Annotated in this window: 20 protein-coding genes and 3 pseudogenes; 14 read left to right on the top strand and 9 right to left on the bottom strand. The window is 60.6% G+C overall.

From position 1 onward, the window contains the following. Nucleotides 1-125: 125 nt before the first annotated feature. The 3 genes and pseudogenes from tnpC to PVW27_RS18800 form a co-directional block, all read left to right on the top strand. A pseudogene (gene tnpC, locus PVW27_RS18790) lies at nt 126-825 on the top strand (IS66 family transposase); the annotation flags it as partial. A 2-nt stretch (nt 826-827) separates the two neighbouring features. Further along, nucleotides 828-1,049 carry a hypothetical protein gene (locus tag PVW27_RS18795; protein ID WP_274560368.1) on the top strand — a complete coding sequence of 74 codons (222 nt, stop codon included), beginning with the start codon at nt 828-830 and terminating at the stop codon, nt 1,047-1,049. A gap of 32 nt (nt 1,050-1,081) precedes the next feature. Continuing rightward, nucleotides 1,082-1,546 (top strand): annotated as a pseudogene (locus PVW27_RS18800) (IS30 family transposase); the annotation flags it as partial. A gap of 34 nt (nt 1,547-1,580) precedes the next feature. Here the strand turns inward: PVW27_RS18800 and PVW27_RS18805 are convergent. The 5 genes from PVW27_RS18805 to PVW27_RS18825 form a co-directional block, all read right to left on the bottom strand. Further along, nucleotides 1,581-2,867 carry a TRAP transporter large permease gene (locus tag PVW27_RS18805; protein ID WP_274560370.1) on the bottom strand — a complete coding sequence of 429 codons (1,287 nt, stop codon included), beginning with the start codon at nt 2,865-2,867 and terminating at the stop codon, nt 1,581-1,583. Further along, nucleotides 2,864-3,358 carry a TRAP transporter small permease gene (locus tag PVW27_RS18810; RefSeq protein ID WP_274560372.1) on the bottom strand — a complete coding sequence of 165 codons (495 nt, stop codon included), beginning with the start codon at nt 3,356-3,358 and terminating at the stop codon, nt 2,864-2,866. The genes PVW27_RS18805 and PVW27_RS18810 overlap by 4 nt, the downstream gene beginning before the upstream one ends. A 79-nt stretch (nt 3,359-3,437) precedes the next feature. Continuing rightward, on the bottom strand, nt 3,438-4,508 hold the full coding sequence (locus tag PVW27_RS18815) for a TRAP transporter substrate-binding protein (RefSeq protein WP_274560374.1): 1,071 nt from the start codon (nt 4,506-4,508) through the stop codon (nt 3,438-3,440). A gap of 98 nt (nt 4,509-4,606) precedes the next feature. Continuing rightward, nucleotides 4,607-6,328 (bottom strand): FAD-dependent oxidoreductase, encoded by a 1,722-nt coding sequence (locus PVW27_RS18820; RefSeq protein WP_274560376.1) that lies wholly within the window; start codon nt 6,326-6,328, stop codon nt 4,607-4,609. Nucleotides 6,329-6,363: 35 nt separating this feature from the next. Further along, nucleotides 6,364-7,128 (bottom strand): SDR family NAD(P)-dependent oxidoreductase, encoded by a 765-nt coding sequence (locus PVW27_RS18825; RefSeq protein WP_274560378.1) that lies wholly within the window; start codon nt 7,126-7,128, stop codon nt 6,364-6,366. Between the two features lie 183 nt (nt 7,129-7,311). On the opposite strand from PVW27_RS18825, the gene PVW27_RS18830 reads away from it, so the two are divergent. Then, a complete protein-coding gene (locus tag PVW27_RS18830; RefSeq protein ID WP_274560380.1) occupies nt 7,312-8,124 on the top strand; it encodes an IclR family transcriptional regulator in 813 nt (270 codons plus the stop codon). A gap of 375 nt (nt 8,125-8,499) precedes the next feature. Here PVW27_RS18830 and PVW27_RS18835 read toward each other — a convergent pair whose 3' ends face one another. Continuing rightward, complete coding sequence (locus PVW27_RS18835) at nt 8,500-9,498, bottom strand: IS110 family transposase (protein WP_274560382.1); 999 nt, start codon at nt 9,496-9,498, stop codon at nt 8,500-8,502. Between the two features lie 74 nt (nt 9,499-9,572). On the opposite strand from PVW27_RS18835, the pseudogene PVW27_RS18840 reads away from it, so the two are divergent. The 4 genes and pseudogenes from PVW27_RS18840 to PVW27_RS18855 all read left to right on the top strand — a co-directional run. Next, nucleotides 9,573-10,360, top strand: a pseudogene (locus PVW27_RS18840) (helix-turn-helix domain-containing protein); the annotation flags it as partial. Between the two features lie 34 nt (nt 10,361-10,394). Continuing rightward, nucleotides 10,395-11,009: a hypothetical protein gene (locus tag PVW27_RS18845; RefSeq protein ID WP_274560384.1), complete on the top strand. Its 615-nt coding sequence runs from the start codon at nt 10,395-10,397 to the stop codon at nt 11,007-11,009. Nucleotides 11,010-11,270: 261 nt separating this feature from the next. Next, on the top strand, nt 11,271-12,266 hold the full coding sequence (locus tag PVW27_RS18850) for a hypothetical protein (RefSeq protein WP_274560385.1): 996 nt from the start codon (nt 11,271-11,273) through the stop codon (nt 12,264-12,266). A gap of 253 nt (nt 12,267-12,519) precedes the next feature. Further along, nucleotides 12,520-13,665, top strand: coding sequence for an HPP family protein (locus tag PVW27_RS18855; RefSeq protein ID WP_274560410.1), 1,146 nt, complete (start codon nt 12,520-12,522; stop codon nt 13,663-13,665). A 144-nt stretch (nt 13,666-13,809) separates the two neighbouring features. Here the strand turns inward: PVW27_RS18855 and PVW27_RS18860 are convergent, their stop codons facing one another. From PVW27_RS18860 to PVW27_RS18870, 3 genes are read right to left on the bottom strand one after another with little or no spacing between them, the layout of a single operon-like run. Next, nucleotides 13,810-14,277 (bottom strand): MaoC family dehydratase, encoded by a 468-nt coding sequence (locus PVW27_RS18860; RefSeq protein ID WP_274560387.1) that lies wholly within the window; start codon nt 14,275-14,277, stop codon nt 13,810-13,812. Further along, a complete protein-coding gene (locus PVW27_RS18865) occupies nt 14,274-15,680 on the bottom strand; it encodes an MATE family efflux transporter (protein ID WP_274560389.1) in 1,407 nt (468 codons plus the stop codon). Before PVW27_RS18865 ends, PVW27_RS18860 begins: the two co-directional genes overlap by 4 nt. After that, nucleotides 15,670-16,251 (bottom strand): PaaI family thioesterase, encoded by a 582-nt coding sequence (locus PVW27_RS18870; protein ID WP_274560391.1) that lies wholly within the window; start codon nt 16,249-16,251, stop codon nt 15,670-15,672. Before PVW27_RS18870 ends, PVW27_RS18865 begins: the two co-directional genes overlap by 11 nt. A gap of 103 nt (nt 16,252-16,354) precedes the next feature. Here PVW27_RS18870 and PVW27_RS18875 point away from each other — a divergent pair, with 103 nt between their 5' ends. The 6 genes from PVW27_RS18875 (at nt 16,355) to PVW27_RS18900 (ending at nt 22,272) form a co-directional block, all read left to right on the top strand. After that, entirely contained in the window at nt 16,355-16,798 is a 444-nt protein-coding gene (locus PVW27_RS18875; RefSeq protein ID WP_274560392.1) for a winged helix-turn-helix transcriptional regulator, read from the top strand. Between the two features lie 345 nt (nt 16,799-17,143). After that, complete coding sequence (locus PVW27_RS18880; RefSeq protein ID WP_274560394.1) at nt 17,144-17,611, top strand: YHS domain-containing (seleno)protein; 468 nt, start codon at nt 17,144-17,146, stop codon at nt 17,609-17,611. Nucleotides 17,612-17,809: 198 nt separating this feature from the next. Continuing rightward, nucleotides 17,810-18,385, top strand: coding sequence for an ANTAR domain-containing response regulator (locus PVW27_RS18885; protein ID WP_274560396.1), 576 nt, complete (start codon nt 17,810-17,812; stop codon nt 18,383-18,385). Next, nucleotides 18,382-19,551, top strand: coding sequence for a CmpA/NrtA family ABC transporter substrate-binding protein (locus tag PVW27_RS18890; RefSeq protein WP_274560398.1), 1,170 nt, complete (start codon nt 18,382-18,384; stop codon nt 19,549-19,551). The genes PVW27_RS18885 and PVW27_RS18890 overlap by 4 nt, the downstream gene beginning before the upstream one ends. 257 nt (nt 19,552-19,808) lie before the next feature. Beyond that, nucleotides 19,809-21,170 carry a CmpA/NrtA family ABC transporter substrate-binding protein gene (locus tag PVW27_RS18895; protein ID WP_432762099.1) on the top strand — a complete coding sequence of 454 codons (1,362 nt, stop codon included), beginning with the start codon at nt 19,809-19,811 and terminating at the stop codon, nt 21,168-21,170. Between the two features lie 31 nt (nt 21,171-21,201). Next, nucleotides 21,202-22,272 carry an ABC transporter permease gene (locus PVW27_RS18900; protein WP_274560402.1) on the top strand — a complete coding sequence of 357 codons (1,071 nt, stop codon included), beginning with the start codon at nt 21,202-21,204 and terminating at the stop codon, nt 22,270-22,272.

The raw sequence follows: 22,272 nt of genomic DNA on the forward strand, positions 1-22,272 counted from the left end.
AACACCGCGCAAGTGTTTGGGTTACAACACACCCGCGGAAGTCTTCGAAGCCAACTTGATGGAAATCCAGAACCGGCTGAGCTAAAAGAACAAATCAGAAATTGCGCTTCAGCGTGAGTTCACACGGATGGCAGGGGGCCCTGCAAGCGGACGCCTACGGCGGATACAATGATCTCTATCGCGCCGACCGTGATGCCGGGCCCGTGACCAGTGCGTTGTGCTGGTCGCATGCGCGCCGGAAGTTTTTCGAGTTGGCCGACATCGCGGGCAACGTCCGCAAGGGCAAACCCGCCCATCAGATCTCGCCGGTCGCGCTGGAAGCGGTAAAACGGATCGACGCCATCTTCGACATCGAGCGCGAGATCAATGGGCTGGATGCCAATGCCCGCCTTGCCGACCGCCAGGGCCTGTCTCGCCCTCTGGTGAACAGCCTCCATGACTGGCTTCTGGCAGAGCGCGCGAAACTCTCCCGACACAACAAGGTGGCCAAGGCGATCAACTACATGTTCGAGAAAGAGGGCCGTTGGCTGGCCTTCACGGCATTCCTGGATGACGGACGCCTCTGCCTGACGAACAATGCGGCCGAACGCGCCCTGCGCGGCGTGGCCTTGGGCCGAAAGTCATGGCTCTTTGCAGGCTCCGAGCGCGGCGGGGAGCGGGCCGCCGCCATGTATAACCCTGATCGTCACCGCCAAAATGAACGACATCGACCCACAGACATGGCTTGCCGATGTCCTCGCCGGGCTGCCCGAAATGCCCGTCTCGCGCATCCATGAACTTCTGCCTTGGAACTGGAAGTCCCGGCCCCTCGCTGAGGCGGCATGATCATGCAGCTCAACAAGATGTATTCCGTCAAGACAATCGACCGCGTTGCAGCCGAACTGGGCGAAACCGTCGACCGGATCTTCGATCTCGCCATCGACATGGAAACAGAAGATGGCGTCATCTGGGTCTACGGCCCTGGCGACGACAGCGTCATCGCCTTCACTCCGTTGGGGATTGAAAACCTGCAAGAGCTCATCGAAATGGACCGCGACCGCGCGCGTTGACCTCGCTGTGGCCTACGCCGGATGCTTACGGCGATCTGATGATCTTTGAACGCGCACAGGGCAAAATGAATGTAGCTTCACTGGTCGAGCGTAAGACGCGCTTCGCCGTCCTGTTCCGGAACAATGATCGCAGCACGACGCACCTGATGAACCGCCTGATGGGCGTTATGGAACCTCTGCCCCAACCTGCACGCAAATCAATCACCTTTGATCGCGGCACCGAGTTCTCGGCCTGGAAGTACCTCACGGCCGGGATAGGGGCCGACCCGTGGTTCTGTGATCCGCAAGCGCCCTACCAGAAAGGCACCGTCGAGAACACTAACAATAGATTGCGACGATACCTGCCCAGATCAACCGAGCCGACAGCGCTGACAAATCGATATTTGAAGTCGATTTGCCAGCGCCTCAATTCCACGCCGCGCAAATGCTTGGGTTACCAAACCCCCGCCGAAGTCTTCGAAACGAAGCTGATGGAGATCCAGAACCGATTGAAATAAGATGGCATATCAGAATTTGCGCCTCGCCGGGAACTCACACCAGGAACAGCGCTATCTGCGGGAACACGGCCAACAAGGCGATGAACCCCAGCATCCCCGCAACGAAGGGCATGCAGCCGCGGAAAATCTTGCTGAGCGGCACGTCCTGCGCGACCGTCTTGATGACGTAGACATTAACACCCAGTGGTGGAGTCACGAGGCCGATTTCGGCGACGATAATCACATAGATCCCGAACCAGACAGGGTCGATCCCAAGTGCCATGGCAATTGGAAACAGGATCGGCACGGTCAGGATCAGCATGCCGAACACATCAAGCACGCAGCCCAAGACCAGATAGAGAAGTGTCACTGCAAGGATGAACTGGAAATACCCCAAATCCATCGCCAGCATTGCACCTGTGAGCGCTTCGATGAAACCTGTCTGCACCAGAAAACGGGTGAACAATGTGCCGCCCACGATGATGACGAACAACATCGTCGACATCAGCGCCGCATCTGTGAGCGACGCACGGATCGCCTCGAAGTTCAGGCTGCGTTGCAGCAGGCCCAAGGCCAGCACCGCGAACACGCCGATCACAGAGCCTTCGGTCGGCGTGAAGATCCCCATGTAGAGTCCGCCCAGAAGCACCGCGAACAAGCCAAGCACGGGCAGCACACCCAGCAATGCGCGCACCCGCTCTCCCAGACCTGGCACCTCGATCTTGTGCCCGCCCTGCATGGGGTCAATACGGACGATTACCATGATGATGGTTGCAAAGATCACCGCGATCATGAGGCCGGGAATGACGCCCGCCACGAACAGGGCCCCGATCGAGGTTTCCGTCATCAGGCCGTAGAAAATCATGATGATGCTGGGCGGGATCAGGATACCTAGGGTGCCTGAGGCCGACAGCACACCTGTGGCCATCGGCATGCCGTAGCCATAGCGGCGCATCTCGGGGATAATGATGGCGCCCATTGTGCGGGCTGTGGCTGTGCTGGACCCGCTGACCGCGCCGAACCCGGCGCAGGCGAAGACCGCCGCCACTGCCAGACCGCCCGGCATCCAACTGAGCCAGTAGGACGCCGCCCGGAACATGTTGCGGGCAATCCCTGTGTGATAGATCAGGTTCCCCATCAGGATGTAGAAGGGAATGGAAATCAGCACGAACTTGGTCCCTTCGGACCAGAACGCCAGCGTTGTCTGGGTCATCGCTGTGGACAATGACCCCACAAGGGCCAGACCGCCGATGCCGACGGCCATCAGGCTGAGGCCGATCGGAACGCCGATCACGATCAGCAGGATCAGAAGGATGAAGGCGGCGGTTCCAAGGGCGATCACTGCGCCTCTCCTTCCATTGGGTTTTCGGTCGGACGCGACGAAAAGAGCTTCCATGCGGCAAGGGCTGCGCAAACCGCGGCCACCGCACCCAGCGCCGCGCGGAACCAGCTGAGGGGAAGATCAAGATCCGTAGACCGCTCGTTGAACAGGATCATCAGATCAATGTCGCGCCAGCACTGGATCGCGATCAGGACCGACACCACCAGCAGCATCAGCCAGACCAGCCGCGCCAGCGCCGCGTTCAGGCCCGGCCGCATCATCGCCGTCAGGAAATCGGCTCGGATATGGACGTTGCGCCGCCAGCTTTCAGGCAGGGCAAGGATGATCGCCATGAACAGCGCCATGGTCGAGGCTTCCTGGGCCCAGATCAATGGAGCGTTGAAGACATAGCGCAGCGTCACATCAACGCCGATGAGCACAAGGATCATGGGCAGGCAGACGTAGGCTGATAGAATGAAAAGCCCGCGGGTCACGTAAGAGAGAAAGGTCATAGCTGCCTCCGTTTGTGCTGGCGCGTCCGGACCCGCTGGCGCAGGACCGGACCTGTTCAGGTTGTGCTCCACATCCGGATCAGCGCAGACCCTCGACAGGTGGCAGGGCAAGGATGTCCGCATCGCTCATAGCGGCGTATTTGTCACGCAGCTCACGCATGTCGGCGGCGAAGGCGGCAGCGGCAGAGCCGTCGCCACCGTTCTGCGCCACGAAATCATCCCACATCGGGTTCAGAAGTTCGGTGATGCGCGCCTGATCCTCGGCACTTGCCTGGACGATGGTCACACCTTCCTGCGCCATGCGTTCAACGGCGCTTTCCGTCAGACCCATATACATCTTTGCATAGTCATAGCCGGCGGCGTTTCCTGCCTCGGCGACGACAGCCTGCAGGTCGGGCGACAGCCCGTCAAGGAAGGCCGCATTGATCGCATGGGGAATGGCGATCCGGGCAACGCCGATCTGATAGTAGTGCTTGCCCACCTCATACATGCGATAGGCTACCATGTCGGCGCTCGCCAGGATGATCCCATCCACGACGCCCTGCTGGAAGGCGGTATAAGCGTCGGTGATCGACATGGTCACCGGAATACCGCCCAGCCGCTCCACGATTGCTGTGGCGGTGCTGCCACCCGCACGGATTCGAAGGCCGCGTAGGTCGTCCAGCGAATTGATCGGCTTCGAGGCGAGGATGTCATAGCTGGGGGTCGAGGCATTGAAAGCCAGCTTGACCCGCATCCGCTCATATTCGTCGCGCAGATATTTGGCGTAAAGCTCGTCCATCACGCGCACCGTGGCAATGTCGCTTGTGGGCATGGCACCGGGCAGTTGCAGGCCGTGGAACAGCGCGAAGCTGCTGGCCTGATAGAGCGGCCAGGCAGAGGTTACATCCGTGATGCCGGTAGCTGCGGCACGAAAGCCATCGGCCACGGGGTGCAGCACTTCACCGGGGTAGCGCGCGACCGTCAGCTTACCTTCGCTGAGGGTTTCGAGGCGCGCGGCATAGGGCTCGATCACTTCGAGCCATGCCGCTGAGGTTGCGGGCTGGTTGTAGGACAGCTTCAACTCTGTCTGCGCCTGCACGAGTGTGGCCGCGCTGGTCATTGCCATGGCAATGGCGAAACCCGCGGCCTTGATCCGTGATACTTTCATCTTGTCCGATCCTCCCTTGATGTGGCTGGCGGCATCCCCGCCAGTGGACTTCCGATACGGCACTCCGGCGTTTCCTCCCCGGTGCCGAATACTTTGTGCTACCTGATGGCGGCCGAGGCGTGCTGCCCAGCTATGAACCCAAAGGCCATGCCCGGCCCCAGCGTGATGCCGCCGCCCGAGTAATTCCCGCCCAGCACGCTGGCCATGTCATTGCCCACGGCATAGAGGCCGCTGACGACCGCGCCATCCTCGCTCAGGACACGCGCGTGGCGGTCGGTCTTAATGCCCGCAAAGGTGCCGATGCTGCCGGGGATCACGCGAACGGCATAGAATGGTCCATCCTTGATCGGGGCCATGCACGGATTGGGCGCCACCTGCGGGTCGCCGTGGAACCGGTTGTAGGCGGTGCTGCCCCGGCCGAATTCGGTATCCACGCCGGTCGGCACGTCCGTATTGAAGCGGGCGACCGTCGCTTTGAAGGCCACAGGCTCCACCCCGGCGTTGCGGGCCAGATCGTCCAGCGTCTTGCCTGCGATCAGATAGCCTGATTTGATCGACGGTCCCAGCGGCAGCGGTGCGGGTTTGACATAGCCAAGCCCGTATTTCCGGATGGTGCGGTGATCGCAGATCAGGAAAGCCTCGGCAGGCTGATCGGACGGGGTCGCGGCTTCCAGACCCTGAACGAAGTCGTGGTAGCTGTTGGCCTCATTCACGAAACGGCGGCCGTTGCGCAGCACGGCGATCACCCCCGGCTTGCCGCGGTCGATGAAATGCGGGAACGGTCCTTTAGTTCCATCGGGCCGCGGCACCAGACTGGTGGGTGCCCATGCGCCCGCGTTGGGATAATCCATCAGCGTTGCCGCCCCGATCGCTTCGGCCATGCGCAGACCATCTCCGGTATTACCGGGACTTGCGGCCGACACATGCTCGCCTTCTGCAGATGGATGCTTGTAAAGCGCCTTGCGCCGCGCGACATCTTGGGGGAAGCCACCACAGGCCAGCACGACGCCGCGTCGCGCCATGACCCGCCGTGGACCTTGCGGGGTCAGGATGGTGGCGCCGGTCACCGCGCCGTCCGCATCGCGCATGATGGCCTTGACTGGACTGTCCAGCAGCACCTCGACGCCCAGATCGCGCGCCGACCGGAACAATCGTGCCGCCAGTGCATTGCCATTCGTGAGAAGTTGCGACCGACCGGTCAGCGCCTTGTCGAGGCCAAACTTGGTCAACCGCTGGGTTACATACATGAAAGACGCAGGCGACTTGAACGCCCGGTAGAAGTGCCACAACTCCTTGCCAGATCCTATGGCCAGACCGAACAGCGTCAATTCCTTGCGGGGAGGTCGCAGCTTGTCCAGATCGTGACCCAGTATCGATGCCTTCGCCGGTTGCACCAGGATCGAGCGGCCACCTGCCGTGCCGCCCGGCGCGTCCGGGTGATAGTCTGAAAAGGCTGGCGAAGCTTCGAACCGCACATGGGTGTGCTCATGCATGAAGGCGACCATCGCGGGGCCAGCGTCAAGGAAAGCCTCAGCACGATCCGCATCGAACTGGTTTCCGGCCTCGTGACGAATGTAGCTGAGCGCGGCTTCCTTGCTATCCTTGACGCCCGCGTCCTGACTGACGGGATTGTTCGGAACCCAGAGATAGCCACCCGACAGAGCGGTCGTGCCGCCAAAGACAGGTTCTTTTTCGACCACGATTACCTTGAGCCCGTTTTTGGCTGCAACGATGGCGGCGGTCATGCCGCTCGCGCCCGAGCCGGCAACCAGCAGGTCGCAGTCAATCACTGACAAGGTATCGTCGGTTCTGTCCGTCATGGTTCGTTCTTTCTGATGCAGGAATAGGAGGCGCTTCAGTTCGCCAGATAGCCGCCGTCCACAGGCAGCATGGTGCCGGTGACATAGCTGGACAGCCTTGAAGCCAGAAACAGCACAGGTCCGACCAACTCGTCAGGTTCACCCACGCGTCCCATCGGGGTATGAGCCATGAAACGCGCCATTGCTTCGGGATTGGCGCGGGTGCCTTCAGTCATCGGGGTCGCGATGACGCCGGGGGCAATGCCGTTGACGCGCACACCATCGGCGGCAAGATCGCAGGCCAGCGCCTTGGTCAATTGGATCACGCCACCTTTGGACGCGGCATAGCTGGCCGAATTGCGATAGCCGACGAAAGAAGCGATGGAACCGAGGTTCACCACACGGCCACCTGTGGCCTTGAGTTGGGGCAGCAGCGCCACAACCATATGCGCGGTGCCGTTCAGGTTCACGGCAACCTGCGCGTCGAGATGGTCAAGAAAGTCAGGCTCGTCCGGGGCGGCCCGCCGGGTGATGCCCGCATTGTTCACAAGGATGGAGACATTGCCGAACACAGCTTTTGCCCGGTCCGCAAAGGCGATGCAGGCCGCACGATCCGTCACGTCCAGCGCAAAGCCTTCGGCGCGTCCGCCTTGTTGCCTGATGCCTGTCGCCTCGGCCTTGGCACCTGCCTCGTTCATGTCACACAGCAGGACCGCAGCCCCTGCAGCGGCAAGCCCGCGTGCAATCGCCGCTCCATTGCCTTGGGCGGCCCCGGTAATCACCGCGACATCGCCATCCAGCAAGCCGGTCAAACTTTCCATCACTATTGTCGTCCCCCCCTTGAGTCATGCCCTGCATGGCTGCAAGATCACCTCTTGACGAAACAGGCATTACTCTATGCGTAACATACTTTACTCAACGTAACATTGCTTACGACGATAATTCATGTCAAGGATCATTTGTGATCGCTTGAAACGGTCGGATCTGAGGGGGGCGACAAAAGCATGGACGGGACTGCAAGCGGCGAGGAAACGATGCTCCGGTCGGCACAGGGCGGTGTTCAATCCGTTGAAGTGGCCGGTAAAATTCTGGATGCGCTGATTCAGGCCGATGGCCCGTTGAAGCTGGCCGAAGTTGCGGCTCTGGTTGGGATGCCCTCGGCCAAGGTTCACCGTTATCTGGTCAGCCTGATCCGAATCGGACTGGCTCTCCAATCGAAGGAAACGTCGAAATACGATCTTGGGCCGACAGCCTTCCAGCTTGGCATCAAGGGATTTGCACGGTTTGAACCGCTCAAGGTGGCCGAACAGATGTTGCGCGACATGGTCGAGATGGTCGGCGAGACGGCCGCACTGGCGGTCTGGACCGAAAAGGGGCCGACCATGATCAGAGTGATCGAGGCGCGGCACGATTTCGCGACGACCATCGCCCCGACACATCATTGCCCGCTGACCTTTTCGGCCACCGGCCTTCTGTTTGCCAGCTTTGAAGATAGCGCGCGCACCGATGCCGTGATCGAGCGCGAGTTGGAGCAGAACCGCAACGCCGGCCGCACCAACGCACCGAAGGATCGCAGCATCCTGGCGGAAATGATCGCCGAGACGCGGGGACAGGGCTATGCTGTGATGAACAACGGCGGGGGTGACGGGTTCGGTGCAGTCAGCGCGCCCATTTTCGACGTGACTGGGCGACTTTGCATGGCGCTGACGGTCTTCGGCCGCACAGAGAGAGTTGACGCCAGCCCCGATGGAACCTTGGCCCGTATCGTATCCCGGACTGCCGGCAAGGTTTCGGCAGCGTTCGGATACAAAGCGTAGACCACCAAGAACGGGCCGAGGATACACGGGCGAGTCTCGCTTGTCTGACGTCAGCACCCATGGGACAGTTTAGGCATATTGCGGAACGGAGGGTTTCCGGCTCATCGTAGCCTTCATGGAGCGAATCTATGGACGCCCCCTGCGCAAGGTCTTTTTCACGATAGCATTGACGGCATTGGATGCGTGAATCTATCCGGCCTTTCTTTGAAGCACCTTCGCTTCTGGCCTCGATGGGATCCGCTGATTTCATTGCCTTTTAAGATGACCGGCCTTTGATGGCCATCGCTCCTTACAGGCTGTGAATAGGCGGCCCCTGCCGTTACACCATCGTCATCCACCTCGCATTCTTGAAAGCCGAAGCGCCCTGCGCCCCAGCTATGCCGCTTTGTAGCTTTCTCCGCTGCGCAACACCGCCCAGGCCATGCGTGCTGTTTTGTTGGCAATTGCCACGAGCGTTTTGTTGTGACCCGCGCGAACAAGTAGTTCTTGGGCCCATTTGGCACGCCGGTCACTGCGCGCGGATATCCTGATCAACACCGACCTGGCACCGTGGATGAGCTGGCGGCGTAAGTATTGGTTCCCTCTTTTGCCGATGCCACCAATCCGAGGTTTGCCTCCCGTCGTATATTGCCTGGGAACCAGCTCTATCCAAGCCGCAAGAGCCCTGCCTGACGAGAAGTGTTGTCCATCATCGACAGCGGCAATCAAGGCGGTAGCGATTACCGGCCCGACGCCGGGAAGAGTTGCCAGGCGTTTGCACCGTTCATCGGTTCGGCAGATCGCAACGAGCTTTCGGTCGATCTCGTTAATACGTTTGTCCAGCGCTTCGAACTCGGCGATGAGTGCGTTGAAGCTTTGTTTTGCCAGAGTTGATAGGCTGGCTTCAGAGATGGCGGTCCTGATATCTTTGCGGAACCGAAAGGCACCGACCGGAATGACTACGCCATATTCTCCCAGGAGGCCGCGAATGTGATTTATCAGTCCGGTTCGTTGCGTAATGAGCCGGTCGCGTGTTCGATGCAGCATCTGTAAATCCTGTTGCTCCGTCGTCTTCACCGGCACAAACCGCATCGTCGGGCGAAGGGCTGCCTCGTGGATCGCCTCGGCATCAACTGCGTCGTTCTTGGAACCTTTGACAAATGGCATGACGAACCGCGGGTGAATGAGGCGTACGGAATACCCCAGCGCCTCGAACTGTCGGCCCCAATGATGCGCGCTGGCGCAAGCCTCCATGGCAACAATGGCCGGCGCAAGTTCCTGAACAACGGCTTCGAGTTTTGATCTGGTCACCTTCTTCGAGATCACCTCGCCCTCACTGCTAATCCCATGGATGTGGAAGGACTGTTTGCCCAAATCAATCGCAAGTAACTGCATTCTGTGAACTCCTTCTGCTTGCTATGTTTGCCGAAGATTATCGGCTTGGGTGCCAGGGGCGTCCATTCCATAAGATGAGCAAGAAACCCGTGACGAAGAAAGCCGAGGCCGAGAAGGTCGTCAAAGACATCCGCCGCGCAACCCGTAAGATTCACAGTGCGGAAGAGAAGATCCGCATTGTCTTGGCCGGCCTTCGTGGCGAGGACAGCATCGCAGAGCTGTGCCGCCGGGAGGGGATCGCCCAGAGCCTGTATTACAGCTGGTCGAAGGAATTTCTCGAGGCGGGAAAGAAGCGCTTGGCAGGTGATACGGCGCGCCAGGCAACCAGCGCGGAGGTCAAGGACCTGCGCGCTGAGTCTTTGGCCCTCAAGGAGGTTGTGGCCGACCTTATCCTCGAGAACCGCATCCTCAAAAAAAACACGAGCGGGGCTGGGGGCGACCGCGAATGAGATACCCAGCATCCGAGAAGCTCGAGATCATTCGCATCGTCGAGCAATCCCACCTTCCGGTCCGCCGAACCCTGGCCCAGATTCGCATTCCGCCTACAACCTTTTACCGCTGGTATGATCGCTACGTCGAGCATGGCCCGGAAGGGTTGGAAGACCGCCCATCGCGGCCGTCCAGGGTCTGGAACCGCATCCCGGACCCCGTGCGGGAGCAGATTGTGGACTTGGCGCTCAACGAGCCGGACTTGTCTCCGCGGGAACTGGCCGTTCGCTTCACCGACACGGAAAAGTATTTTGTGTCAGAAGCTTCGGTCTATCGACTGCTCAAGTCCTATGACCTGATCACCAGCCCTGCCTATGTCGTCGTCAAGGCCGCTGACGAGCTCAGGGACAAGACCACTCGGCCGAACCAGATGCTCCTCTCGGGCATGCTGCGCATATGCGAAGATCATGCAGGCGATTGTCCAACACCTCGAAGAGGCGGATGCCCTGCCCGACTGGACGGCGGAGGCGGCAACGCTCCGTGCGACGGCCGCCATCCTCGCTGTCTGCGTCAATGATCCAGCCCGCACAGGCGATGTTGCGCAATGGGTCCTGGGGGAGCAGCTGATCCGTACGCCTTGGGGTGCTTGGCAGCTGGACTGGCAGCAGGAGAAAACAGGCAACAGGAAGCGTGCGGGCGAGCTCTGGCCCGAGATCGGCAGGGTGCTCGACGAGCATATTCTGGGAGGCCGGCCGGAACGTCATGCTCATCGGCGCTATGAGGAGCTACGCGGAAGCAACTGGCTCAGCCTGACCCCTCAACCCTACGACCGTCGCTGGCCGAGCGAGCGGGTGGCCGAGGCGATCGGTGTTCCATTGCACGACCTGCGGACACTGGTTGCGGACTATTTGCGCCAGCATGACCCTGTGGCCGCCCCGCAGATCGTCTCTGTCGTGCTCGGCCACCGCACCCTGGAGGCAGGCATGCGTCGCAAGAGGCAGAAGAGATCATGGTTTGCCTTGACCCGGAGACGGCAACTGACTTTGCCCAGAGCCGCGGCCATTTCTTCAACGCAGATGTGATGAATGCCGTTCTGGACGAGGTCGAGGATGCCCGCTGCGACCAGGAACCGTATTATCTCGACGCCTGAGCCGCTGGGCCTTTCAGGGGATTCCCACCTGCATGAGGGAGCTTGACGAGGCCACCTTTGGCATGAAGCCGAAGCTCAAAAAATTGCGGAAAACTTCCCCTGAGCGTTTCCGGGCCAAAGAGAACGGCATCATTTCTCTCAAACGGAGCCCGCACCGGGAGCCCAGAAACCTTCGGAAAAGGAGCCACCAACAATGATGATGAAAACCCGGTATGAACCTAACGATATTCAACATGGCCAACGGACATTGCAGGCGTTCTTGGACGACCTGAAAGCCCTGGACGTCTTACCGATGCCGCAGCCTGCAGCGATGGAAACGGCAACATATATGTGTGCGGCCAATATGGACGCATTGATGGTGTCATTCGATGACGGCGATCTGGTCGCTGACATAGCGTTTAGCAACGTCCCACCCGGCTGTCCGGAACTGCTCGGCATCCGACGCGCCGACCATAGTTGTGATTTGGACGCAGCGCGTGAGATTGGGAAGTCCTTGATCCTTGAAGTGCTTTACGGGGTGATTGCGCCTGGTGACGCCCCGCTCCTCAGCGACACTGAGACCGCGAAAACAGATCGTGAAGACAGTGCATATTTCATGGATATCCAGGACCAGCCAACTACTGAAACCGGCAAAGTCGTCGTGACCTGTGCAGGCAAGCGCTACGAAGTCTTCCGCAAATACATGCAGAGACCTCTGAGCCAGTTCGAATTGCAGCGCCTCAAGGACATTGAAGACAGTGAGGCGAGAAGAAGAGAGCTGCAAGGCAAGCCAGCAATCATGACCGACGAAGAGATAGTTGCCACCAATCTGGACGCATTCTTTTGCGCCTTCGCGGACGCAGGGATCACCGGGATCGTTGGCTACCATGACTTATTTGGTGAAGACCGTGGCAGGTTTGCGGGGATCCGTGTCATTCGCAAACAGAGGCTCGTGGAACTACCGGCACTTAAAGTGCAGTGGGCAAGTAAGGATGACGAAGGTAGACAAGGATACACCTTTGAGAAGGATGGATTGCTTGCTTTGGCTGACATTGTCAGCAACATCTTCTCAGATATCCAAATGGGGTATTGTTTAGAGCGCGGAACGTATTTCCAGTTTCGCTGCGATGTGGCAACGCGCAAGTTTCACATCAAAATCAGTGGATGGGATCTCTACGACGACTATCTGGATCTGGACCTTGTGTGCTGACAGTCGCTGATGCTGGCGCGGGTGCACTCCCTCATGCCGGGCAACTGAGTTGGTTCGACCGCGCCGTTTTTCACCGTTTTGTTAATCCGGACGGGTGAGCAAATTCGCGGAAGTCTGCTCTCGACGCAACCGCAGCGGCCTGTCTTGAATGGTTTAAGTGGGCTGATGATGAGCCGCGGTGCCGATGCCTTATACGGTTGAACTTCGTCCCTTCAGATGAAACTTTGTGCAAAACCCTTGGGCTCGCGCGCAATTGCACATTTTACGATCACTTGGACCGGCGGTCCCGCATGCCTCTCCGGTGGAGGCACTTCGCGCTGGCATCGGCGCCCTTGTAGGCTTGGGGCTCACAGGACTCTTCTTGCTATCGCCACAGGTGGATCTGACACTGGGACTTTATCTGGTGGCTCCGTTTGGTGCGAGTTCCGTCTTGTTGTTTGCCGTTCCCAACAGCCCCCTCGCCCAGCCATGGCCCGCCATCGTCGGTAATACGGTGGCCGCTCTGGTCAGCATTGCCGTTTGTATGGTGATCGAAGATCCCCTCCTACAGGTGGCCTTGTCCGTCGGTCTCGCCATCGCAGCGACGATCCTCTGCCGCGCCTTGCATCCTCCGGCAGGAGCGGTCGCAATGACGGTGGCTCTAAGCCCCGAGACCGTGGAGAGCCTGGGGTTCTGGTTTGCCCTCACGCCTGTGGCGGTTGGAACCATCATCCTGGTCATGCTTGCCGCCGTCTACGCCAGGCTCATTGGTCGCCACTATCCCCTCCGGCAGTTCGACGATCCAAACAAACATAAAACCGACGATCGAAACCCCTCAGAGCGGCTGAACCTGTCGGAGGAAGAGCTCACAAACTTGCTGGACCGTTATCGGCAGTCTTTCAACCTGGGGGTCGAAGATCTGGCACGACTAATTGGAGCTGCAGAGTTGCAAGCTGCCGCGCGGACCACCGGTCCGTTGACCGCAGGTGACATCATGTCGAGAGATTTGATTGCGGTGCATCCTGACACCCGCTTGAGCGACGTTGCAGACCTGTTCCGCCGCCATAGGTTTACCTCGCTTCCAGTCGTCGGTCCGGACGCAAAATACCTCGGGATCATTTTCCAGATACACCTCATTAGCCAGGCCAGAGACGATGCCTTGAGGCTGCATCGGAGTTTCCGATCAGCACTGAAGCGGCTACTGGACCGGGATCGGGACAAGCCTGTTCGCGCGAGTGACATCATGGGGGTGGCCGGCCCCCGTGCGACGGTGAATACTCCCATTGGTGCCCTTCTTCCCATGATGGCGGATGGTGACGTCGACGCTGTGCCTGTTCTTGAGCAGGGACGCATTGTCGGAATTGTCACGCGCACCGACCTCATTGCGGCCATGGCGCGCAAACTGGTGCGGGATGGGTAATCAGTGTTGGCCGTTCCATCATTCAATCCTTAAGCAGACACTGACCCCTTCTTCCCGACTACGCGCAAAGGCTCGCCAATATCGACTTCGCCATGGATGCCAACTTATTTGAGAAGAATGCCATTCAAGTATTTTGCTATTCGCCTATTGAGAACCGCTTACACTCGCTGACTTGGCCATGATGATCAGATTGCCGATAGAATCTTGCACCACCTCATCGTTCTGGTTGATCGTTCTGCTGTGCAGTTTTATCGTTCCCTGCGTTGGGCGGGATCTGGACCGCCTTACATCAAGAACCTCCGATAGGACTTGAAGTGTATCGCTTGGGCGCACAGGCCGGGGCCAGGTCAGGCTGTCGAACCCTGCGCCGATGATGCCATGTGCGGGTGTCATATCACCACCAACTAGCAAACGCATAGTCAAAGCCGCAGTGTGCCAGCCACTTGCCGCCAAGCCTCGGAAGAAGGTAGTTTGTGCAAGCGCCGGGTCGATATGGAAAGGCTGCGGATCAAACTCGCGCGCGAAGCGGATGATCTCCTCCTCAGTCACGGTCAATACCTGCGTGCCGAACGTCTGACCGACCGCGAAATCCTCAAGATACAGAGCTGTCATAGCGCGTCACTTGTCCAACGGCCGCGCCAGATGGCAAGGGCGATGATCAGGCCATAGACGCACATCGCGCCGCCGATGGCGATGAAGATGCCGTCAAGGCCCAGATCGGTGTAACGGAGCAGCAGCAGGGCGCCCGCCAGCGCCACGCAGAGCCGGCCGAGGCTGCTGATCATGGGCCAGAGCATCCGCCCTGCCCCTTGCGAGGCGAAGTAGAGCGCGAGGCCCAGACCGAAGAAGCTGTAGAAGGGGGCGACAAGGCGGAAATAGCTGCGACCGGCCTCGCGCGCGGCGGTGTTCTCGGGGTCGAGGAAGAGGCCCAGCCAGAGGTCGGGAAAGAGCGCGAGCAGCAGCCCGATGCTGCCCACGATCATGGCAGCCGCACCTGCGCCGGTCCAGGCGACGCGCAAAGCGCGGGCGGTCTGGCCTGCGCCGATATTGGCCCCGACCATAGAGGTCATGGCCGCGCCGATGCCGAAGATCACGGGGATCATCAGAAACTCGAGCCTTGCGCCGAGGCCATATCCGGCCAGCGCCGCCTCGCCGAAGCGGCTGACAAGGCCGGTCATCATGATGATGGTCGCGGTGGTCAGCACGGTATTGACCGAGGCGAGGGAGCCGACCCTGAGGATGTCGCGGAACATGCCGCCATCCGGCCGGGCGAGCGCGCCGCGCAAGACAAGCCCGGTGCGGCCTGCGATGATATAGCCGATGACCAAGGCGGCCCCGATGGCGAAGGCCAGAATCGGGCCCAACGCCAGGCCCGCCATGCCCCATGCGGGCAGCGCCCCCCAGCCCAGCGCTAACCCGCCCGAGAGCAGGATCGACAGCACCGAGACCAGCAGCAACAGCACCGAGGGTGTGCGCATGTCGCCGGTGCCGCGGATCACGCTGAGCGAGGCGTTGCAGAGCCAGATCGCGAGACTGCCCGCGAAGAACACCAGCGCATAGGTGGATGCGGCGGCCACTGCCTCGCCCCCGCCGCCCAGCATCGCGAAGAAGGCGCGGCCAAAGACGGCGACCAGGAGGCCCATGACAAGCGCGAGGCAGGTTGCGATGATCCAGGCGGCCAGCGTCAGCCGGACGGCGCGCCCCTCATCCGCGGCGCCCAACGCGCGGGCGATGGCGGCCGAGATGGCCCCGCCGATGGCCCCGGCCGAGAGCATCTGCGTCAGCATGACCAGCGGAAAGACCAGCGCCAGACCGGCCAGCGCGGTGACGCCCAGAAGGCTGGCATAATAGGCCTCGGCGATGCTTTGCGCGCTCTGCACGAACATGGCCAGCACATTGGGGGCGGCCAGTCTTGCCAGTGTCGGCGCAATCGGCGCCTCGAGCAGGAGTCGGGTGCGTGTCGCGCGGGAGGCGGCGGCGGCTTCGTTCCGGCTGAAGGCGGCGTCAGGCGCCATGGGCTGCACGCGCGGTGTCGGCGCCTTGCTCGGACTCTAGCGCGGACTGGGGCTTGAGCGGGAAGATGAAGCAGGTGGTCGAGCCATGGGCATAGAGCCGACCATCCGCCACGCCGGTCAGCCGTCCTTCGGCGGTGGCCATCTGGCGGCCCTGATGCACCACCCAGCCTTCGGCGCGCAGCAGTCCGTTCGCAGGCAGGATCGCGCGGGTGTAGTTGATCTTGAGTTCCACGGTCGTATAGCCCGTTGCCGCCTTCAGGGCGGTATGGACAGCGATGCCCATGGCGGTATCAAGCATCGTCGCGGCAAAGCCGCCATGGACCACGCCCATCGGGTTGAGCAGGAAATCTGCGGCCTCGGCCTCGACCGCGGCGCGGCCATGGGACAGGTCCACGGGGGGCGACATGCCGATCGTGGAACTGATCGAGGGCAAGGCGCCGATCCGGCCTGCGGCCAGCGCAATCATGTAATCAAGCCCGGACATGGTCATGGCGGCCGCGCTGTCGAAGGCGGGCGGCGCATAGGCATAGCTGCGGGTGGTAAGGGGCGGGGTGGTGGCCGGTTGATCCATGGCTGCGGCCTCCTGATCCGCGGGTCGGGACAGTTCGTTCCATTATGGAACTCAGTCTTAAGTTCTCTTTTGGAACCTGTCAATTCGTGTTAGACTGCCTGTCATGCGTTGGAATGATCTGTCCGAGGAAGCCTGCCCTGTCGCCCGCGGCTTGTCCGTGATCGGTGATCGCTGGACCATGCTGGTGGTGCGGGATTGTTTTCTGGGTTATCGCCGCTTTGAGCAGATCCAGGAGCGGCTTGGCATCACGCGTCATGTTCTGGCTGACCGTCTGCGCAAGCTCGAAGCGGCGGGCGTTTTGCGGCGCGAGCCTTATCAGGAGCGTCCGCTGCGGCATGAGTATCGCCTGACGGACCGGGGCAAGGCGCTTTACCCGGTAATGGTGTCGCTGATCGACTGGGCGAATGCGCATGTACCGCCGCCCGGTGCGTCCTCTGTCACGCTCGTGTCGCGCGAGACTGGCGCGCCCATCGCCCCGGTCCTGATCGACGCGCATACGGGCGAGAAGATCACCCATCGCACAGTCAACGCCCAGCTCAAAGACTAGCGGACCAACGCTGCGCCTCGCGGCCTCCGTTTCAGGTCGGACAGGCAACGACAGACCAAGCTCTCTTGTTTTTGAACTGCGCAGGGTTTGCCGGAGCCACCGACTCCTGAGTAGCAAGTGCGTTTCAGGCAGTGGCTTTTCGGTAGGACATTCTGCTTTCGAGCAATGCATTGAGCACTGCCACACGTTCACGCGCGCAGGGAAAGTGACGTTGCTGCATGCGATCACGACAGGTTCACACTTGCGTTGAAGCGTTTTCTCGGACGAAACGTCTCCATCTCCTGAACGAATGGACAGCTGTGAGGACAAGAGACATCGCCTCATTGAACCCAACAGGAGACACCCATGACGATTTTCACAAAATCCCGCCTTGCACTTGGTCTAATCCTCGCAATGGCCGCGCCCTTCGCCCATGCGGCAGACGAGCATTTTCTAGCCGACGGCGCTGCCGTGGGCGGCTATGATGTGGTGGCTTATCACGCCCAGAATGGCCCGGCCCTTGGATCAGTCGATTTCACTGTGATCTATCAGGGGGTGGAGTGGCGCTTCGCAAGCGCGGCGAACCGCGATCTTTTCGCAGCTGATCCCGCGAAATATGCGCCCGCCTATGGCGGTTGGTGCTCGGCTGGCGCCAGCAAAGGTAAAAAGGTACCCACCCAACCCGACCTGTTCGCCATCGTTGATGGTCAGCTATACCTGAATAGCTCTCCCGCAGCACATGATGGGCTTTTCCTCAAGGACACTGCCGGTGTGATCGCCAAGGGTGAGGACAACTGGAAGCGCATCTTCGCCACCGAAGCCAACAATCTCTGACATCCTGATGAGCAAGGCCCGCGCACCGGCATTGCCTGGTGCGCGGCGATGTTACGGTTTCGCTAAAAAAAGCGTCTCGGCAGACTACTATTTGGGCGCTTGAGGTGACATCGACCCCTCTGCGGCCCGAAAGTCCGCCTGCGGCTCTTGTGTTGCGCCGCCGCAGCTGTCTGCGGTGAAGGGAAACAAGAGCGTTGCATGAAACTTCACATCGTCATTGTAGAGCCGGATGACACACGCGCGCGGCTCGTGATCGACAGCTTGCAGCCCTTGGGGCATCAGGTGACGGTGATCAGCGAGGCGGCGGGTCTGGCGCGGCGGGTCTGCGACATCGCCCCCGATATCGTCCTGATTGACATGTCCAACCCCTCGCGCGACACGCTGGAGGAGATGGCCCTTGCCTCGGGTCCGATGGAGCGTCCGGTTGCTTTCTTTGTGGACCGCACGGACCGTGACCTGACACAGCAGGCGATCCATGCCGGCGTGTCCGCCTATGTCGTGGATGGCTTGCAGCCCGAGCGGGTGGCCAGTGTTATGGACGCGGCGATTGCCCGGTTCCAGATGTTCCGCCGCATGAGGGTCGAACTGGAAACCACCCGCCGCGCCCTGGAAGAACGCAAGCTGATCGACCGCGCCAAGGGCATACTGATGAAGGCGCGCGGCATTACCGAAGAAGAAGCCTATGCGTTGCTCCGAAAGACCGCAATGGATCAGGGCCGCAAGGTGGCTGATGTGGCCAGCGCCCTTGTGACAGCGGCGGGGTTGTTGTCATGAACCTGACAGCGGTACGCGTGGGATTTGTCCCGCTGCTGGATATGGCACCGATTGTCGTCGCGCATGAGATGGGGTTTGCCGCCGAAGAAGGCTTGGGGCTCGATCTGCAGCGCGCCCCCTCATGGTCAAGCCTGCGCGATATGCTGCTCTGGGGGCAAGTTGATGCCGCGCAGATGTTGGCCCCTGTGCCAGTTGCCATGGCCCTTGGGCTGGGCGGCGCGGTGGAACGGCTGGATATCCTGCAGGTGCTTTCCGTCAACGGCGATGTGATCGGCGTGTCGCAAACCCTTGCAGATCGTTTGCGGGCGGTGGGCCATGAATTCAGCTTTACCGATGCCGCGCGCGCCCGCGATGATCTTGCCCGCGCGGTGCAGACGCCAGTGCGGATCGGCGTTCCGTTCCCGTTTTCCACTCATGTCGAACTGGTCAGATACTGGCTGCGTGACGCGCGGCTGGACTATGCGCTCTGCACCATCCCGCCCACGCGCATGGCCGAAGCATTAGCCGCAGGCGAGATTGATGCCTTCTGCGTGGGCGAGCCTTGGGGGTCGGTCGCGGTCGAGCTTGGCGCGGGCACACTGTTGCTGCCCAGCCGTGCGATATGGGCTGTGGCCCCGGAAAAGGTGCTGGCCGCGCGTCATGATTGGGTGTGCCAGAATCCGACCCTGACGGGGCGGCTGATGCGGGCGATCTGGCGCGCGGCACGATGGCTGAGCGTGCCGGAGAACCGGTTGATCGCATCGGAGATCCTTGCGCGGTCGGAATATGTCAACGCCCCGGTGGATTTGCTGGAACGGACCCTGCGGGGCGAGATGGTAGTTTCTGCGCAAGGAGAGTTGCGTCAGGTACCCGATATGATCCGGTTCTTCGACGGAGCCACCAGCTTTCCATGGCGGTCGCAAGCAGCGTGGTTCGCCGCACGAATAGCGGCGCGACACGGTCTGGATCTTGGTGGGAGTATCGCCGCCGCCAAGGAAATCTGCCGCACGGATCTCTACCGTCAGAACTTGCGATCTGCCGGGGCCGATTTGCCCGGTGCGTCGGAAAAGCTTGAAGGAAGCCTGCATCATGCCACCGCGGTTGCGTCGGAACGCGGGCAGATGATCCTCGCGCCGGATTTTTTCTTTGATGGTCAGATTTTCGACTCCAGCCTTCAGAGGCGCTGAATAATCCGGCAGTAGAATGCTGCAGCTGCAAAATGGATGCCCTGTGTCGGCTTTTGTCTTGTTTCACATGAAAGACGCCGGCACCGTTGTTTAAGGAGGCGACGATGGAGTCGTTTCCACGAAATATTGGGTTCAATGCTGAACCCTCAAAGGCAAAGCCGCCTGACCAGATTGCGCCACTTTCGCGCAGGATCGGTCGGCGGCTTTTTTCGTTTCTGGTCCGCGCAGACGGGCCTCAGCCAGAGGATGACATCATGATCCGCAAGCTTTTTGCCGCGACTTCCTTCATCGCAGCCCTCAGCGCTACAGCGCTGCAGGCAGACACCTTTCCCGAGGTCGAGGATTTGACCCTCGGCTTTATCAAGCTGACCGATATGGCACCCTTGGCCGTCGCATACGAGCGTGGATACTTCGAAGATGAAGGCTTGTTCGTGACCCTTGAAGCGCAGGCCAACTGGAAAGTTCTGCTGGACGGGGTGATCGACGGCAATCTGCACGGGGCGCATATGCTGGCAGGCCAACCGCTGGCCGCGACAATCGGTTTCGGGACCGAGGCGCATATCGTGACGCCCTTCGTGATGGACCTGAACGGCAACGCCACCACCGTGTCAAACGAGGTTTGGGATTTGATGCGCCCCTCGATCCCGTCAGATGCGGATGGCAAACCTGTTCACCCCATTTCCGCCGAAGCCTTGCGCCCCGCGCTGGCGGCTTTCGCCGATCAGGGCCGCCCCTTCAACATGGGCATGGTCTTTCCCGTCTCGACCCATAATTTCGAGTTGCGCTATTGGCTGGCGGCGGGCGGTATCCATCCCGGTTTCTACAGCGCGGACAACATCACCGGCCAGATCAATGCCGAAGCGATGTTGTCTGTCACGCCGCCCCCGCAAATGCCCGCCACGTTGGAGGCGGGCACGATCAGCGGGTATACGGTCGGCGAGCCATGGAACCAGCAGGCCGTGGCGATGGGCATCGGCGTGCCGGTGGCGACCGATCTGGATATCTTCCCGATGCGCGCCGAGAAGGTGCTGGGTCTGCGGGCCGATTTCGCCGCCGAGAACCCCAACACCGTGCGCGCGTTGACCCGCGCCCTTATCCGTGCCGCACTCTGGCTGGACGAGAATGACAACGCCAACCGCGAAGAGGCTGTGCAGATCATCAGCAGCCCCAATTATGTGGGTGCCGATCCTGCCGTCCTGCGGAAATCCATGACGGGCACCTTCGAATATGAACAAGGCGATGTGCGCCCTGCGCCTGATTTCAATGTCTTTTTTCGCTACAACGCCAACTATCCGTTTGCGTCCGATGCGGTCTGGTACCTGACGCAGATGCGCCGCTGGGGCCAGATCACCGACGCGCAAACCGATGAATGGTTCATTGAAAAAGCGCGCAGTGTGTTCCTGTCGGACCTGTTCGAAGACGCGGCTCAATCGCTGGTGGACGACGGTCTGGTGCCGGCCGACGCCTTTCCGTTCGGCCATGACGGGTTCCGCCCGGTAGCCGATCACGCGATCGACGCTGTCCCCTTCGATGGCCGCGCCCCAAATGCCTATATCGACAGCCTGCCCATCGGTCTGAAGGGCAATCAGGTTGTCGTGGGCAACGAGGTGCAGGGCTAAACCCCCGCATTCCAACCAAGGAGCGCATGACATGACTTCAATCGAACCCACGCAACGCTACTCCGAACGCCGGGCGCGGCTCTTCACACGGATCAACAAGCTGGACGGCTGGTTTCAGGTGCTTGGCTTATCCTTCGTGACTCCGCTGCTCCGCGCCATCGCGGGCGATAATCCCAAAGCGCAGGCCAAGCAGATCTGGCAGCTTTTGGGCGTACCAGTGCTGGCGATCATCGGCTTTGTGCTGCTCTGGGGCAATCTGGCACCACGGGTGGACACCTCGCTGGGGGCTATACCCGGCCCTGCACAGGTGGTGGAACAGGCGGTCGTTCTGCATTCCGAGCATGTGGCCGAACAGGTTCGCAAGGCCGAGTTTCTGAACCGACAGGCCACCCGCAACGCCGAACTCATCGCAGCAGGTCAGGCGGATCGTGTGCGAGAGCGTCCCTATACCGGATCGCCCACCTATTACGCGCAAATCTGGACCTCGGTCAAAACCGTGTTCTTTGGCTTTCTCGTCGCCACTATGGTGGCGGTGCCGCTGGGGATCGCGGCTGGCCTGTCACCCACGACGAATGCCGCGCTGAACCCGCTGATCCAGATCTTCAAACCTGTCAGCCCGCTGGCATGGCTGCCGATCGTCACGATGGTGGTGTCGGCGGTTTATGTGACGCAAGACGGCATGTTCTCGCGGTCGTTCCTGACATCCGCGATCACCGTGACGCTGTGTTCGCTGTGGCCGACTTTGATCAACACAGCATTGGGGGTGGCCAGCATCGACCGCGACCTGATCTCGGTCAGTCGGGTGCTGAAGCTGAATACATGGACCAAGATTACACGGCTGGTGCTGCCCTCGGCGCTGCCGCTGATCTTCACGGGGCTGCGGCTGTCGCTGGGCGTGGGCTGGATGGTGCTGATCGCCGCTGAAATGCTGGCGCAGAACCCCGGCCTTGGCAAATTCGTCTGGGATGAATTCCAGAACGGATCTTCCACCAGCCTCGCCAAGATCATGGTTGCGGTTTTCACCATCGGCATCATCGGCTTTCTGCTGGATCGGCTGATGTATGCGCTGCAGTCGCTTTTCACATATTCGAACAACAGGTAG

The organism is Seohaeicola sp. 4SK31 (assembly GCF_028802875.1).
Taxonomy (GTDB): Bacteria; Pseudomonadota; Alphaproteobacteria; order Rhodobacterales; family Rhodobacteraceae; genus Seohaeicola.